General features: G+C 41.0%; 15 protein-coding genes. 6 read left to right on the top strand and 9 right to left on the bottom strand.

The annotated features are described in order from the left end of the window. Window position 1 precedes the first annotated feature (1 nt). Complete coding sequence (gene glmU, locus M1F63_RS04550; protein WP_247940831.1) at window positions 2–1,381, bottom strand: bifunctional UDP-N-acetylglucosamine diphosphorylase/glucosamine-1-phosphate N-acetyltransferase GlmU; 1,380 nt, start codon at window positions 1,379–1,381, stop codon at window positions 2–4. A gap of 155 nt (window positions 1,382–1,536) precedes the next feature. Here glmU and M1F63_RS04545 point away from each other — a divergent pair, with 155 nt between their 5' ends. The 5 genes from M1F63_RS04545 to lysS all read left to right on the top strand — a co-directional run bounded on the left by M1F63_RS04545 (window position 1,537) and on the right by lysS (window position 6,020). Next, entirely contained in the window at window positions 1,537–2,337 is an 801-nt protein-coding gene (locus M1F63_RS04545) for a glycoside hydrolase family 25 protein (RefSeq protein ID WP_049518600.1), read from the top strand. A 106-nt stretch (window positions 2,338–2,443) separates the two neighbouring features. After that, window positions 2,444–3,286, top strand: coding sequence for a DUF368 domain-containing protein (locus tag M1F63_RS04540; RefSeq protein ID WP_247941002.1), 843 nt, complete (start codon window positions 2,444–2,446; stop codon window positions 3,284–3,286). Beyond that, window positions 3,286–3,768, top strand: a complete 483-nt coding sequence (locus M1F63_RS04535; RefSeq protein WP_247940830.1) for an aminoacyl-tRNA deacylase — start codon at window positions 3,286–3,288, stop codon at window positions 3,766–3,768. Before M1F63_RS04540 ends, M1F63_RS04535 begins: the two co-directional genes overlap by 1 nt. After that, a complete protein-coding gene (locus tag M1F63_RS04530) occupies window positions 3,768–4,391 on the top strand; it encodes a histidine phosphatase family protein (RefSeq protein ID WP_084849607.1) in 624 nt (207 codons plus the stop codon). Before M1F63_RS04535 ends, M1F63_RS04530 begins: the two co-directional genes overlap by 1 nt. A 138-nt stretch (window positions 4,392–4,529) precedes the next feature. After that, a complete protein-coding gene (lysS, locus tag M1F63_RS04525) occupies window positions 4,530–6,020 on the top strand; it encodes a lysine--tRNA ligase (RefSeq protein WP_000102438.1) in 1,491 nt (496 codons plus the stop codon). Between the two features lie 225 nt (window positions 6,021–6,245). Here lysS and M1F63_RS04520 read toward each other — a convergent pair whose 3' ends face one another. The 5 genes from M1F63_RS04520 to M1F63_RS04500 all read right to left on the bottom strand — a co-directional run bounded on the left by M1F63_RS04520 (window position 6,246) and on the right by M1F63_RS04500 (window position 10,908). After that, the gene (locus M1F63_RS04520; RefSeq protein WP_247940829.1) at window positions 6,246–7,085 is read right to left on the bottom strand and encodes an amino acid ABC transporter substrate-binding protein; all 840 of its coding nucleotides are present in this window, start codon (window positions 7,083–7,085) and stop codon (window positions 6,246–6,248) included. 9 nt (window positions 7,086–7,094) lie between these two features. Beyond that, window positions 7,095–7,724 carry an amino acid ABC transporter ATP-binding protein gene (locus tag M1F63_RS04515; RefSeq protein WP_084849605.1) on the bottom strand — a complete coding sequence of 210 codons (630 nt, stop codon included), beginning with the start codon at window positions 7,722–7,724 and terminating at the stop codon, window positions 7,095–7,097. Between the two features lie 10 nt (window positions 7,725–7,734). Further along, on the bottom strand, window positions 7,735–8,376 hold the full coding sequence (locus M1F63_RS04510; protein ID WP_084849604.1) for an amino acid ABC transporter permease: 642 nt from the start codon (window positions 8,374–8,376) through the stop codon (window positions 7,735–7,737). 146 nt (window positions 8,377–8,522) lie between these two features. Continuing rightward, complete coding sequence (locus M1F63_RS04505) at window positions 8,523–9,752, bottom strand: tetratricopeptide repeat protein (protein ID WP_247940828.1); 1,230 nt, start codon at window positions 9,750–9,752, stop codon at window positions 8,523–8,525. Continuing rightward, complete coding sequence (locus tag M1F63_RS04500; RefSeq protein WP_000400294.1) at window positions 9,742–10,908, bottom strand: AI-2E family transporter; 1,167 nt, start codon at window positions 10,906–10,908, stop codon at window positions 9,742–9,744. Before M1F63_RS04500 ends, M1F63_RS04505 begins: the two co-directional genes overlap by 11 nt. 144 nt (window positions 10,909–11,052) lie before the next feature. On the opposite strand from M1F63_RS04500, the gene M1F63_RS04495 reads away from it, so the two are divergent. Then, window positions 11,053–12,066 carry a lactonase family protein gene (locus M1F63_RS04495; RefSeq protein WP_049478009.1) on the top strand — a complete coding sequence of 338 codons (1,014 nt, stop codon included), beginning with the start codon at window positions 11,053–11,055 and terminating at the stop codon, window positions 12,064–12,066. A 31-nt stretch (window positions 12,067–12,097) separates the two neighbouring features. Here the strand turns inward: M1F63_RS04495 and M1F63_RS04490 are convergent, their stop codons facing one another. The 3 genes from M1F63_RS04490 to M1F63_RS04480 all read right to left on the bottom strand — a co-directional run bounded on the left by M1F63_RS04490 (window position 12,098) and on the right by M1F63_RS04480 (window position 14,898). Next, window positions 12,098–12,517: a F0F1 ATP synthase subunit epsilon gene (locus M1F63_RS04490; protein ID WP_000940836.1), complete on the bottom strand. Its 420-nt coding sequence runs from the start codon at window positions 12,515–12,517 to the stop codon at window positions 12,098–12,100. Between the two features lie 10 nt (window positions 12,518–12,527). Next, on the bottom strand, window positions 12,528–13,934 hold the full coding sequence (gene atpD / locus M1F63_RS04485) for a F0F1 ATP synthase subunit beta (RefSeq protein WP_000094372.1): 1,407 nt from the start codon (window positions 13,932–13,934) through the stop codon (window positions 12,528–12,530). Window positions 13,935–14,019: 85 nt separating this feature from the next. Beyond that, window positions 14,020–14,898, bottom strand: a complete 879-nt coding sequence (locus M1F63_RS04480; RefSeq protein ID WP_000301228.1) for a F0F1 ATP synthase subunit gamma — start codon at window positions 14,896–14,898, stop codon at window positions 14,020–14,022. Between the last annotated feature and the right edge of the window lie 10 nt (window positions 14,899–14,908).

Raw genomic sequence — 14,908 nt, 5'->3', positions numbered from 1 at the left:
CCTACTGGTTCTTGGGATGATGAGGAAGGCGAGTCGCATATTCATCTTTGTTGACCTGACGTCCACGGCCGATAGCAATGGCATCAGCAGGAACATTCTTGGTAATGGTTGAACCCGCTCCAACCAGAGAATTATCCCCAAGTTCTACAGGAGCAATAATAGTTGAGTTTGATCCAACAAAGACATTATTGCCAATGACAGTTTTGTATTTATTTTTGCCATCGTAGTTTACTGTAATCGTACCAGCACCAAAGTTAACATGGCTACCCACTTCACAGTTTCCGATATAGGTTAAATGGCCTGCCTTGGTATTCTCACCGATTGAAGAACCTTTAACTTCTACGAAGTTTCCAATATGAACTTGGGAAGCTAGGCTTGAACCTGGACGTATATGGGCATAAGGGCCAACGGTCACGCCGTCCTCAACACTACTTTCCTCAATCATAGAGTTGGTAATCACGGCTCCAGATCCAACGGTACTATCTACGATATAAGTCCCATTTGTTAAAATAGTCTCCGCACCAATCTTCGTTCGACCTTTCAAGGTAACGTTGGCTTCGATTTGGACTTCGGGAGCAATCTCAACATCAATGTCGATGTAGGTGGCTTCTGGATTGACAAAGCTGACGCCATTAACCATGTGAGCGTGATTGATACGGCGACGCATCACTGCTTCCGCAGTCGCAAGAGCTACACGGTCATTTACCCCAAGACTTTCATCAAAATCCTTGAGAGTATAGGCCCCAACCTTCTCACCCGCATTACGGAAAATACCAATCACGTCAGTAATATAGTATTCACCTTGGGCATTGTTGGTGTTGATGTTTTTAAGAGCTTCAAAAAGACGTTCATTGTCAAATACATAAGTTCCTGTATTGATTTCCTTAATTTGCTTTTCAAAGTCTGTAGCATCTTTCTGCTCAACAATACGAAGAACTTCTGCATTATCGTTGCGGACAATTCGACCATATCCAAAAGGATCAGCTGCTTCAGCTGTTAAAATAGTCGCCACATTTTTGTGATTGATATGGAAATCCAAGAGGTTTTTCAAGCTTTCACCTGTAATCAGAGGAGTATCTCCAGCGATAACCAAGGTGTGGCCTGTACGATTTTGGAGAATAGGCTCTGCCATCATGACAGCATGCCCAGTTCCTAGTTGTTCTGATTGGGTAACAAAGTCTGTCTGACCAGCTAATACTTGATCAACTAGCTCTGCCTTGTGACCAACTACAGTAACTGTTTTTTCAGGTTGAATAGCACCAACACTACGAAAAACATGTTCCAACATCGAAATTCCAGCTACTTTATGAAGTACCTTTGGAAGATCTGATTTCATGCGAGTACCTTTACCCGCTGCTAGAATAATGGCATAATTTGACATAATCTTCTCTTTTCTCTAGAAATTCCCTTATATTATACCATAATTTAGTTTCTTAGGAGTAAACAAACAGAAAAATAGGGAGAAGACGCCCATTTATTCACTTTTTCCGATGTTTTCTTTGATTTTTTTATCTATTTACGTTAAACTATTTAAATATGAGAAAAAAGATTCATCCAGCTATTATTTTTACTTTATTTACTATATTTATAGCTATTTTGATCCTCAATAGACCAACTTATGAAGACCACCCTGTCAAGTCAAAACCCAATGCAGTCCAGGTTGAAAATCAGGCCTTGCATAATCTTGACAAACCTATCATTGATGTCTCTGGTTGGCAAATACCTGAGGAGATCAACTACGATACCTTGTCTCAAAATATTTCTGGTGTTATTGTTCGCGTCCACAATGGGGGTCAGCATACTGAAACAAATAATGCCGCCTATGTCAATGGTGTCGATAAAGCCTATATAAATCATATTTCAGAATTTCAAAAGCGCAATGTTCCAGTTGCTGTTTATGCCTATCTAGCAGGTACTAGTAAGGAAGAAATGGAAAAAGCTGCTGAGGTTTTCTACAATGCTGCTTCTCCATACAACCCTAGTTACTATTGGCTCGATGTTGAAGAAAAAACAATGTCCGATATGAACGAAGGTGTTGAAGCTTTTAGGGCTAAACTAGAAGCCCTTGGCGCCAAAAATATCGGAATTTACATCGGTGTTTATTTCATGCAAGAGCATAGTATCAATACAGATAAGTTCTCTGCTGTCTGGATTCCATCTTATGGAACGAATTCAGGTTACTTTGAAACCACGCCTAATACTGATTTAGACTATGACCTCCATCAGTATACTTCAAAAGGAAGAATTGCTGGATTTGAGCATCATTTAGATATTAATCTCATTTCTACCTTGAAGGAAAAAGAAGAAACCTTCAGAAAACTATTTTTAAGACCATAAAACAAGTGAAAATTGCTCTCTTTTTCACTTGTTTTTTCATTTTCTTCTCGTCTGTGTTATAATTGATAGAATAGAGAAAGAATTTTATGAAATTGAGGATTTTATGATGTTTTCATGGATTGCAAGAGTTATTAAAGGAATCGTCATCGCCTTAGGATTTATCCTACCTGGAATTTCTGGCGGTGTTTTAGCAGCTATTTTGGGAATTTACGAGCGAATGATTAGCTTTCTGGCTCATCCCTTTAAGGATTTTAAAGAGAATGTCCTTTACTTTATCCCAGTAGCTATCGGGATGTTGCTAGGCATTGGTTTGTTTTCTTATCCAATTGAGTATCTGCTAGAAAATTACCAAGTCTATGTTTTATGGAGTTTTGCTGGAGCTATCATCGGTACAGTTCCTAGCCTCCTTAAAGAATCTACTCGAGAATCTGATCGTGATAAGATCGACCTAGTCTGGTTCTGGGCCACCTTTATCCTTTCGGGTGTCGGGCTATACGCACTAAATTTTGTTGTTGGGTCTCTTAGTGCCAGTTTCGCTAGTTTCATCTTAGCGGGTGCTCTGTTGGCACTAGGTGTCTTGGTACCTGGTTTAAGTCCGTCAAATCTACTCTTGATTTTGGGACTCTATGCTCCTATGCTAACTGGTTTTAAAACCTTTGATTTATTTGGAACCTTCCTTCCTATTGGGATTGGTGCAGGTGCAACCCTCATCATTTTTTCAAAATTAATGGACCACGCCTTGAACAACTACCACTCGCGTGTGTATCACTTTATCATTGGGATTGTGCTATCAAGTACTCTCTTGATTTTGATTCCAAATGCTGGAAATGCTGAAAGTATCCAATACACTGGACTTTCTATCGTGAGTTATGTTCTCATCGCCTTCTTCTTTGCACTTGGCATTTGGCTTGGTATCTGGATGAGTCAATTGGAGGATAAATATAAATAATGGCAAAGAAAGTTAAGATAAAAAAAACCTTGGTCGAACAAATCTTGACCAAGGCAGGCATTGACCATACTGGTATTCAGATCAATGCGCTTGAGGGTGAACTTCCTTCGGAATATGATCGAACTCATATCTTTAAAACCTTGGCTCTATTAGGAGACAAGACAGGACCAATCATCGGAATTGTTCCCTTAACAGAACACCTCGCCGAGAAAAAACTAGCAAAAGTTTCTGGCAATAAAAAAGTCAGCATGATTCCTCAAAAAGATCTGGAAAAAACGACAGGCTATATTCATGGGGCTAATAACCCCGTCGGCATTCGCCAAAAACACAACTATCCTATTTTTATTGATCAAAAAGCCTTGGATTTGGATAAAATGATTGTCTCTGCTGGAGAAGTCGGGCAAAGTATTATCATCCGACCTCAAGACTTAGCCAGCTTTGTAAAAGCAGATTTTGCTGATCTCTTGGAGGAAAACAACTGATGAAACTCTATTTTGTTCGTCATGGTCGCACCCTCTGGAATCTTGAAGGACGTTTTCAAGGTGCTAGCGGTGACTCTCCCCTTCTTCCAGACTCCATTGACATCTTAAAACAACTGGGGCAGTATCTTAAGGAAATTCCTTTTGATACGATTTATTCTAGTGATTTACCCAGAGCAGTTAAGTCTGCTGAAATTATCCAAAGTCAACTCCAGGCCCCTTGTCCTTTAAAAATCATTCCTGACCTGCGTGAATGGCAACTTGGAAAACTAGAGGGATTAAAAATCACTACGCTCAATTCCATCTACCCACAACAAATAAAGGCCTTTCGCTCTAATCTGGCTCAGTTTGATACGAGGATGTTTGAAGCCGAATCTCTTTACTCTACGACTCAGCGAACCATTCAGTTTATCAAATCTCTGAAAGAAAGTCCGACTGAAAGAATTTTGATTGTCGGGCATGGGGCAAATCTCACTGCTAGCCTGCGTACACTCTTAGGCTATAAAGAGGCTCACCTTCGCAAAGATGGAGGCTTGGCCAATGCTAGTCTGACAATTTTAGAAACTGATGATTTTGAATCCTTCACTATGGAAAGATGGAATGACACTTCCTATCAAGAAAAATAATGGAACTTGATCTTAATAGTCAAGTTCTTTTTAGTTTTCAAAGAATATCCGTGAATTTCTCTGCTATTTATGATAAAATGGGAGTATCGCAAAAAATGACTCATCGTATCAAATTTTGAGTAAAATTAGGAGGAACCCATGTCTACAGAACATATGGAAGAACTAAATGACCAGCAGATCGTTCGCCGTGAAAAAATGGCTGCGCTCCGTGAACAAGGAATCGATCCCTTCGGAAAACGTTTTGAACGTACTGCTAACTCTCAAGAACTAAAAGACAAATTTGCAGAACTTGATAAAGAACAATTACATGAACTAAATGAAACTGCTACTATCGCTGGACGCTTAGTAACTAAACGTGGTAAAGGGAAAGTTGGCTTTGCCCATCTCCAAGACCGTGAAGGTCAAATCCAAATCTACGTTCGTAAAGATGAAGTCGGTGAAGAAAACTACGAAATCTTCAAAAAGGCTGACCTCGGTGACTTCCTCGGTGTCGAAGGTGAAGTCATGCGTACGGATATGGGTGAACTCTCTATCAAGGCAACTCATATCACTCACTTGTCTAAAGCACTTCGCCCACTTCCTGAGAAATTCCACGGTTTGACAGACGTTGAAACCATCTATCGTAAACGTTACCTTGACTTGATTTCTAATCGTGAAAGCTTTGAACGTTTTGTCACTCGTTCAAAAATCATCTCTGAAATCCGTCGTTACCTTGACCAAAAAGGTTTCCTTGAAGTAGAAACACCTGTTCTCCACAACGAAGCTGGGGGCGCTGCTGCTCGTCCATTTATCACTCACCACAATGCACAAAATATCGATATGGTACTTCGTATCGCGACTGAGCTTCACTTAAAACGTCTTATCGTTGGTGGTATGGAACGTGTCTATGAAATTGGCCGTATCTTCCGTAACGAAGGAATGGACGCCACTCACAACCCTGAGTTCACTTCTATCGAAGTTTACCAAGCTTATGCGGACTTCCAAGATATCATGGACTTGACGGAAGGTATTATCCAACACGCTGCTAAGGCAGTTAAGGGTGATGGTCCAGTCAACTATCAAGGAACTGAAATCAAAATCAACGAACCATTTAAACGCGTTCACATGGTGGATGCCATCAAAGAAATTACTGGTGTAGATTTCTGGCAAGACATGACTTTCGAGGAAGCTAAAGCTATCGCTGCTGAGAAGAAAGTTCCAGTTGAGAAACACTACACTGAGGTTGGTCACATCATCAATGCCTTCTTTGAAGAGTTTGTTGAAGAAACCTTGATTCAACCAACCTTTGTCTATGGACATCCAGTAGCTGTATCTCCACTTGCTAAGAAAAATCCTGAAGACGAACGCTTTACTGACCGTTTCGAGCTCTTTATCATGACTAAGGAATACGGTAATGCCTTTACAGAGTTGAACGACCCAATCGATCAGCTTAGCCGTTTTGAAGCTCAAGCTAAAGCTAAAGAGCTTGGTGATGATGAAGCAACTGGTATTGACTACGACTACATTGAGGCTCTTGAATACGGTATGCCACCAACAGGTGGTTTGGGTATCGGTATCGACCGTCTCTGCATGCTCCTCACTGATACAACCACTATCCGTGATGTATTGCTCTTCCCAACAATGAAATAATACTCTTCGAAAATCTCTTCAAACCACGTCAGCGTTTCCTTGCCGTATGTATGGTTACTGACTTCGTCAGTTCTATCTACAACCTCAAAGCAGTGCTTTGAGCAGCCTGCGGCTAGCTTCCTAGTTTGCTCTTTGATTTTCATTGAGTATAAGCTCTTATCCTCTGGCACTTGCCAGAGGATTTTTAATATCAAAAGAGACTGAGGTAAACTCAATCTCTTTTTCTTATTCTTGATTTTTCACCTGACTGGTCGCTACATCTTCCCCAAACCATTTCTGGCTGATCTCCTGGAACTTCCCTTCTTTGTATAGTGATACAAAGGCTTGGTTCAAGGCATCTAGCAACGTTTTATCAGGAGGTCTAACACCGACTGCAAAGGCTTCGCTTTCAAATCCAGCTGAAAAGAGATTGTAGTCATTTAATATCCCTTCAGACTGGAGATAATAATTGGCATATACCCGGTCAATCAACAAGGCATCAATCCGATCATTTTTTAAATCAATCAAGGCTTCATTGAAACTTTGGTATTGATTAGCCTTCTGGTCTTTCACTCGATTCTTGAGTAGTTCTGGTTGTCCTTCAAAATTCAAATAGCCAGAAGATCCAGCCTGGGCCCCTAAAACTTTGTCAGTCATATCCTGAACTGAGTGGATATTTTGAGACTTTTTAGAGACCAAAACTTGTTGATTTTCCATGTAAGGAATGGTAAAAGCAACCTTCTCTTTCCGTTCATCTGTTGCTGTATAGCCATTCCAGATGGCATCAATGGTACCATTTTGTAGTTCGGTTTCTTTCATATCCCAGTCGATGGGTTGAAATTTAATCTGAATTCCTAGCTTTTCAGAAACAGCTTGGGCTAGGTCGATATCAAAGCCCGCATACTGGCCATTCTTTTCCTCAAATCCCATGGGAACAAAGGTATTGTCAAAGCCAATGGTAATGCTTCCCTGTTTTTGATATTTGGCCCAATTATCCTGATTTGGATCACTTGCCTTCTGAGTACAAGCTGTCAGGAAGAAGCTAAAGAACAGAGCAAGTACAAGGGCAATTTTCTTTCTCTTCATAGGCACCTCCTACTTTGGATCAACCTTAAGGATCTGATCAGCAATGTTTTCCGCGAACTGAAGATCGTGGGTTACAACAATCTGAGTCATGCCACGCTCTTTATTTTGAAGGATAAGTTTTTCCACTTCCAATCGCAACTCTGGATCTAAGGCTGATGTAGGCTCATCATATCCAATAATTTCTGGGTTTATCATCATGGCGCGCGCTAAGGCCACCCGTTGTTTTTGCCCACCTGAAAGTGAGAATGGAAAGGCATCTGCATGTCCAGCTAACCCAAGTTGTTCTAACAAACCACGCGCCTTCTTCTCAACAACTTCCTTCTCCATGCTCATCGTTTTTATGGGCGACAAGGTTAAGTTATCTAGAACTGACAAATGCGGAAAGAGTTGAAAATCTTGGAAAACAAATCCCAGAAGATTGCGCTTTTCTAGCTCGTCTATAGCTAGCGATTCTCCGTTATAGTAGATTTCCCCTGAATCGATGGTTTCCAACCCAGCTAGCATACGTAATAGGGTTGTCTTTCCGCCTCCTGATGGACCTACGATTGCAAGGATTTGCTTTTCAGGAATTGATAGGCTGAAGTTGGTTAAGATTTGTTTGCCAGCAAAGGCCTTGTTAATGTTTCGTAATTCTAACATAGCAATCCTCCTATCTGTAATAGCTGTACTTCTTCTCAAGTTTTTTCGCTACAATGGTTACAAGACCAATCATAATCAAATAAATCGCCCCGGCTAAGAACATAGGAACAAGACTAGCATCTCGATTGGCTGCTGTCCGACTTGCCAAAATCAAATCTGAAATCCCAAGGGCATAAACCAATGAAGTATCCTTGACCAAACTCATAATTTCATTAAAGACGCTCGGTAAGACAATCTTTGTAACTTGAGGAAGAATGATATAGCGAACTGTAGAAAAGGGGCTAAATTTTAACACTTTTGCGGCTTCATACTGCCCTTTGGGTATGGTTTCAATCCCACCACGAAAGATTTCAGCAAAGTAGGCTGCATAGTTCAATACAAAAGCAATCACAGCAGCAGGCAAACGATCTAAACGTATCCCAATGCTAGGGAGAACATAGTAAATAAAGATTAATTGCAAGAGCAAGGGAGTCCCTCGCATCACCCAAATATAAAGGTCAATGAGATAATGGAGGGGTTTCCAGCGGACTTGTAAAGCAAAGGCAACGACAATACCCAAAGGAATTGAAAAGATCAAGACCAGAGCAAAGACTTGAATTGTCATATTTGCACCGTTCAATAAACTCGGTAAAATCTCGAATAGATAAGACATACTACACCTCCTAAAAATAATTATTCCTATTATAGCATAAATAAACAATTTAGCAAGAGAAATAGATAAAAATTCTATTATTTTCAGAAAAAGAAAAACTGTATCTATCAAAAATGATGAGATACAGTTTTGTATTCTAACAAAGTTTAAAGTATTTCCAGGAGTTCTTGCATCTGAACATCATCTGGAATTAGTTTTAAATATGCTTCTGCTTGCGTCTTGGCTTCTTCGAAATACCCTAATTCACGCAAGAGATAAGTATATTGCTCCAGAAACTCTGGATTGTCCTTAAGGTCAGATGACAATTCTTGATAGAGCTCATGAGCTTTATCTAAATCCTCGATTTCCTGGTAAGAACGAGCAATCATCCACTTAGTAAGGAGATTTTCAGGTTCTTGACTTTGGAGAGCGATGATATCTTCGTACCGCTCTTTTTCCATATAAATGGTTACAAGGCGAAGGAAAATTTCTTCTGTATCCTCTGCATCTTCTTTTGCAGTAAGAAGAAACTGCTCAGCACCACTAGGATCATGCAATTCATACGAAAACTGTGAAGCAGCTAGTAAGAGCCGAGTTTCAAATGGATTTTTCTCCAAACCTTGTTTAGCGATACGAAGGGCCTCTTCCACCTGATGTTCCTTATGCAAAGCTTGACTATAACCATATTCATATCCTTCAAAATCAGGTGAAATGGTATCAATCTGCTTAAAGTAAAGAACAGATTTTTGATACTCTTCTTGGTCAAAGTAAAGACTAGCCAGTTCAAAGGCAGTTTGGTCATCGTATTCTAATTCTAAAGCTTTTTCTAAGAATTCAGTTGCAGCTTCAAACTTACCTAACTGAGCATAAGCGTAGCCAATTCGCTGATAGGTTGAGATACCCGTTTGCTCATAGATAGAGCGATTGTCTAATTGAGCATAACCCTGAATAGCTTCCTGATAATTTTCTAGCTCGCTATCCAACTCTGCCAAACCGAAGATTAAGAGTGGATCCTCTGAGTAGTTCAGAGCTTCCAGCAACTTTTCACGCGCCACATCCGTCAATCCTTCCAACTGATAGAGATCTGCTTTCAATACCAAAGCTGATACATACCAATCACTATCAGGTGTGATTTCCTCAAGGTAAACAAAGGCTTCCTCAACATTTCCATCCTCGCTAGCAATGGTTGCTAGGTTCAGATTCACTTCTGGAAATTCTGTAACGATATGTTGGTAAATTTCTTTTGCTTGAGGATAAAAGCCAATTCCCTCTAGATAGCTTGCTAATTCGTAGAGAACCTCACTTGAATCTGTTTCGAGGGCTTTGTGAAAAAACTGATTCGCTTTGGTTAAATCCTGTTCATCCAAAGCCTGGAGCATGCGTTGACTATTGTTCACTCTTGATTTCCTCCCCTTCTTCTTCATACAGACCGCTGACTTTTTTATACCAGTTAAAGATAGCTGAGATAACGACCTTGGCAGAGGCATAGACAGGGATTCCCAGCAAGACTCCCCAAATACCAAACATGGAACCTGAAGTTAGGAGAACAAAGAGGACATTGATTGGATGGATATTTAACTGACTACCTAAAATAAGCGGAGAAACGAAGCGACCTTCAATCGTTTGTTCAACAATAAAGACAATAATTACTTTCAAAAGCATCACAGGTCCTGCTATCAAGCCCAAAACCAAAGCAGGCAACATCGCTAGAAAACTACCTAGATAAGGTACTAGATTAAGGATACCAGCCGTGATCCCCAGAGTTACAGCATATCTGAGACCAATAATCTTAAAGAAGATAATAAACATAATTGCCACGATAATAGCAACTGTAACCTGCCCTCTAACATAGTTTGATAACTGTTTATTAACATCTGACAAAACTTGTCCGACAGGTTCTTTTAACTTGTTTGGGATGAATTTAGTTAGGTAATCCCGCAAGCCTTTCCCATCTCTCAAAAGATAAAAGAGCATGAAGGGTACGATAATAACCGCTACAATGACCTGGGAAACGCTACTGATAAAGGCGCTAACCCAGTTAACAGCTTGAGAAGAGATTTTGCTGGCCCACATAGTCGCCTCACTAGAAACATTGGAAAGAACCTGCTCCAACTGTGGTCTAAAATCATCTGGCAAGCGTTTGGTTACAAGGTCATTGATCACCTTATCAGCATCTTCCAGGTATGTCGGCACATTCTTCGCAAAATTTAAGACTTGACGTTGCAGATTAGGAATTGCGACTGCCAGCCCCCAAATGATAAAGAGTCCAATAATAACAAAAACAATACTAATGGCAAGGACACGATTGATCTTGTGCTTCTCCATCCAGTCAACAATCGGATTGAGGAGGTAATAAAGTAAACCAGATAAAATAACTGGCAACATGACAACTCCTAGAAAATCCAAAACTGGTAAAAAGATAAAACTAATCTTACTTAGAATAAAAATGTTTAGCCCCAGTAACAAGGTTACTAAAAATACAGTGATGGCTTTATTATCTAAAAACCACTTAAAAAACCAAGATAGGCTAAAATGTTTCTCTTTATGTTCCATAAATACATCCTTTCTGTCATTCTCTCATTATACCATTTTTAGACTAAAATAACTCTTTTTTAAAGTGCTTACATGGATGAATCTAGTGCTTCATGACTGCCATTTTGTGGTATAATGAACTTATCATTATTAAGAGGTATGGACATGAAAGAAACTGTTTATTTTGGAACTTACACTCGTCGCTTATCTAAAGGGATTTACAAGGCAGATTTTGATACAGAAACAGGCCAGCTTGAAAATCTTGAACTCTTTGCTGCTGAACCAAGTCCAACCTACCTTGCCTTTGACCAACAGCAACACTTATACACTGTAGGGAGCCAGGATGGCTTAGGTGGAATCGCTGCATATAAGACAGATGGCGCTTTGCTAAATCATGTGGTTGAAGAAGGCGCTCCCCATTGTTATGTGGCAGTGGATGAAAAGCGTGGTCTCGTTTATGGGGCCAACTATCATAAAGGTCAAGTTCTGGTTTATAAACGTCAAGCAGATGGTAGCCTCATCCAAACGGATCTAGATCAGCATAGTGGACAAGGTCCTCATGAAAACCAAACTTCCCCACATGTACACTTTACAGATCTAACACCTGACCAGTACCTCGTCACTTGTGATCTAGGAACAGATGAAGTAACAACCTACGATGTTAGTCCAGAAGGAAAACTAAGTAAACTCTATACTTATCACAGCCAAGCTGGAGCAGGTGCACGCCACATCGTTTTCCACCACCACTATAAGATTGCCTATCTCATCTGCGAACTTAATAGCACGATAGAGGTCTTGATTTATGATGGAGTTGGTGAATTTGAACGCATGCAAGTTATTTCAACCTTACCAGATGGATACGAAGGCTTTAATGCTACTGCTGCCATTCGTCTTTCAAAAGATGGCAAATACCTCTACGCATCCAACCGAGGTCATGATTCCATTGCGGTCTATACAATCCTCGCTGATGGTAGCTTGGAATTATTAGAGATTGTACCAAGCCATGGTAAAAATCCACGTGATTTCGACCTGAGTCCTGATCAAGAGTTTCTCATTGCTGTTCATCAAGATTCTGATAACGCAACCGTCTTTAAGCGCAATCCTAAAAGTGGTCGTCTTGCAGAGCTTTCTAACGACTTCCATGTCCCTGAAGGAGTCTGCATCAACTTCCCACATTAAAAAAATGAACTTGAGTTTCAAGTTCATTTTTTTATAGTCTATTTCCGACATTGATACGGTTGATAGCACGTTGCAATGCGATTTTTGCACGACGTTCTTGGTCAATCAAATGCTTGTCATGAGCTTCTTCGATTTCTCGTTCAGCTCGAAGTTTCGCACGTTCTGCACGACTGATGTCAATATCACGAGCACGCTCTGCTGAGTCTGCTACAATAGTAATGATATCATTAGCAATCTCGATAATTCCTCCGTTCACTGCAATCCAGTTCACATGAGTATCATCATCGATACGTTTTACCTTCACTTCATCAACCGCTAAAACCGCAATCATATTTTCATGTCGTGGCAAGATCCCCATCTCACCATCCAGAGTTCGTACCGATACAAAGCTGGCATGGTGATCATAGACGAGGCCATCTGGTGTCACGATCTGGACAGTTAAATGAGCCATAGATCACCTCTTAAAATCCCATTTTTTCTGCCTTAGCAATGACGTCTTCGATTGAACCGACACCACGGAAGGCATCTTCTGGTAACTGGTCATGTTTTCCTTCAAGAATTTCCTTAAAGCCACGAACTGTTTCCGCTACTGGCACATAAGAACCAGGTTGACCAGTAAATTGTTCTGCAACGTTAAAGTTTTGAGACAAGAAGAACTGGATACGACGGGCACGTGCAACCAAAGTCTTTTCTTCATCAGAAAGTTCATCCATACCAAGGATAGCAATGATATCTTGCAATTCATGGTAACGTTGAAGGACACGTTTAACCTCAGCAGCAACTGCGTAGTGCTCCTCACCAACAATCTCAGGTGCCAAGGCACGAGAGCTTGAAGCCAACGGATCAACGGCTGGGTAGATACCCAACTGTACCAACTTACGTTCCAAGTTTGTAGTTGAATCCAAGTGAGCAAAGGCTGTGGCTGGCGCAGGGTCAGTATAGTCATCCGCAGGCACGTAGATAGCCTGGATAGAGGTTACAGAACCCTTCTTAGTTGATGTGATACGCTCTTGCAATTGACCCATTTCCGTAGCAAGTGTTGGTTGGTAACCAACGGCTGAAGGCATACGACCCAAAAGGGCAGATACTTCTGAACCAGCTTGAGTGAAACGGAAGATATTGTCAATGAAAAGAAGCACATCTTGGCCTTCTACATCACGGAAGTATTCGGCAATTGTCAAACCAGTAAGGGCAACACGCATACGTGCTCCAGGTGGTTCATTCATCTGACCAAATACCATGGCTGTTTTCTCGATAACGCCTGATTCTTTCATTTCCCAGTAAAGGTCGTTCCCTTCACGAGTACGTTCCCCAACACCGGTAAACACTGAAATACCACCATGTTCTTGAGCAATGTTGTGAATCAATTCTTGGATCAAGACAGTTTTACCAACTCCGGCACCACCGAAGAGTCCAACTTTACCACCTTTAAGGTATGGGGCAAGAAGGTCGATAACCTTAATCCCTGTTTCCAAGATTTCAGATGAGGTAGACAATTCATCAAAAGTTGGAGCTTTCTTATGAATTGGCTGACGCTCAGCGTCCTCAGCGAAAGGAGCATCCAAGTCAATGGTATCTCCCAAAACGTTGAAGACACGTCCCAAAGTTTCTTTACCTACTGGCACGGAGATTGGACGGCCTGTGTCCAAAACTTCCATTCCACGAGTCAAACCATCTGTTGATTCCATGGCGATCGTACGGACCATACCATCACCCAACTCCAAGGCTACTTCAAGGACGATTTTTGTTTTTCTTTCGTCATTTTTGTAGACGACAAGTGCATTATTAATCTCAGGAAGTGTTTCCCCTGCTGCAAACAAGACGTCTACAACGGGACCGATAACCTGAGCAATTTTACCTGAACTCATCTCCTTCTCCTATTCTATATAAGATACTGTCGGTTCCTAGCTCAACTAGGTCCTAAGTTCATTTTGATACGAGGGAGGCAAAGCCTTATTCTAAGGCACTAGCCCCCGCTACGATTTCTGTAATTTCTTGTGTAATCGCCGCCTGTCTAGCACGGTTATACTGGATTGTCAAATCATTGATGACCTTCTTGGCATTATCAGTCGCCGTTTGCATGGCGGTCATACCTGCAGCATTTTCAGCTGTCTTGGCATCGATAATAGCCCCGTAAATCATACTTTCGGCATACTGTGGCAACAACTGCTCTAGAATCTCATCACGACTCGTTTCCAACTCAAAGGTCAAGCTATACTCTTCATCCGCTTCATTTGGATCCAAGTCAACAATCGGAAGCATTTGTTCCACACGCATTTGACTTGTGAGAGTATTGACATGATGGTTGTAGCAGACGTACAATTCATCAAAAAGTTCGTTTTGGTACATCTCAATCGTTTTTGAAATAATTTTACGAACTTCATCAAAACTAGGCTGATCTGCCAAGCCACGTAGTTCATAGATTGGCTGAATACCTCGAGCCTTAAAGAAATCAGCTCCCATACCACCGATACAGATTATCTCAAAATCTTTACCATCTGGATGGTATTCTTCTTTCAACTCCATAACGGCTTTAAGGATGGAAGCATTATAACCTCCAACCAAGCCACGGTCTGAAGTGATAACGATATAGCCTGTTTTCTTAACTGGGCGACTGATGAGCATCGGATTGGTTGAACCACCAGATCCGTTACCATGCAGAATATCCGTCAAAAGCTTACGGACCTTCTGAGCGTAAACTTGAAAGTTGCGCGCTGCTTCTTCAGAGCGACCTAACTTGGCAGCCGATACCATTTGCATGGCATTAGTGATTTGACTCGTATTTTTGGTTGAGGCGATTTTTGTTTTAATATCATTTAGAGATACTGCCATCTGACACCTC

Origin of the sequence: Streptococcus oralis (assembly GCF_023109155.1) — a bacterium.
GTDB lineage: Bacteria > Bacillota > Bacilli > Lactobacillales > Streptococcaceae > Streptococcus > Streptococcus oralis_BZ.
The sequence above is the reverse complement of the archived record's forward strand: the minus strand, read 5'-3'. Positions and strand labels throughout refer to the sequence as shown.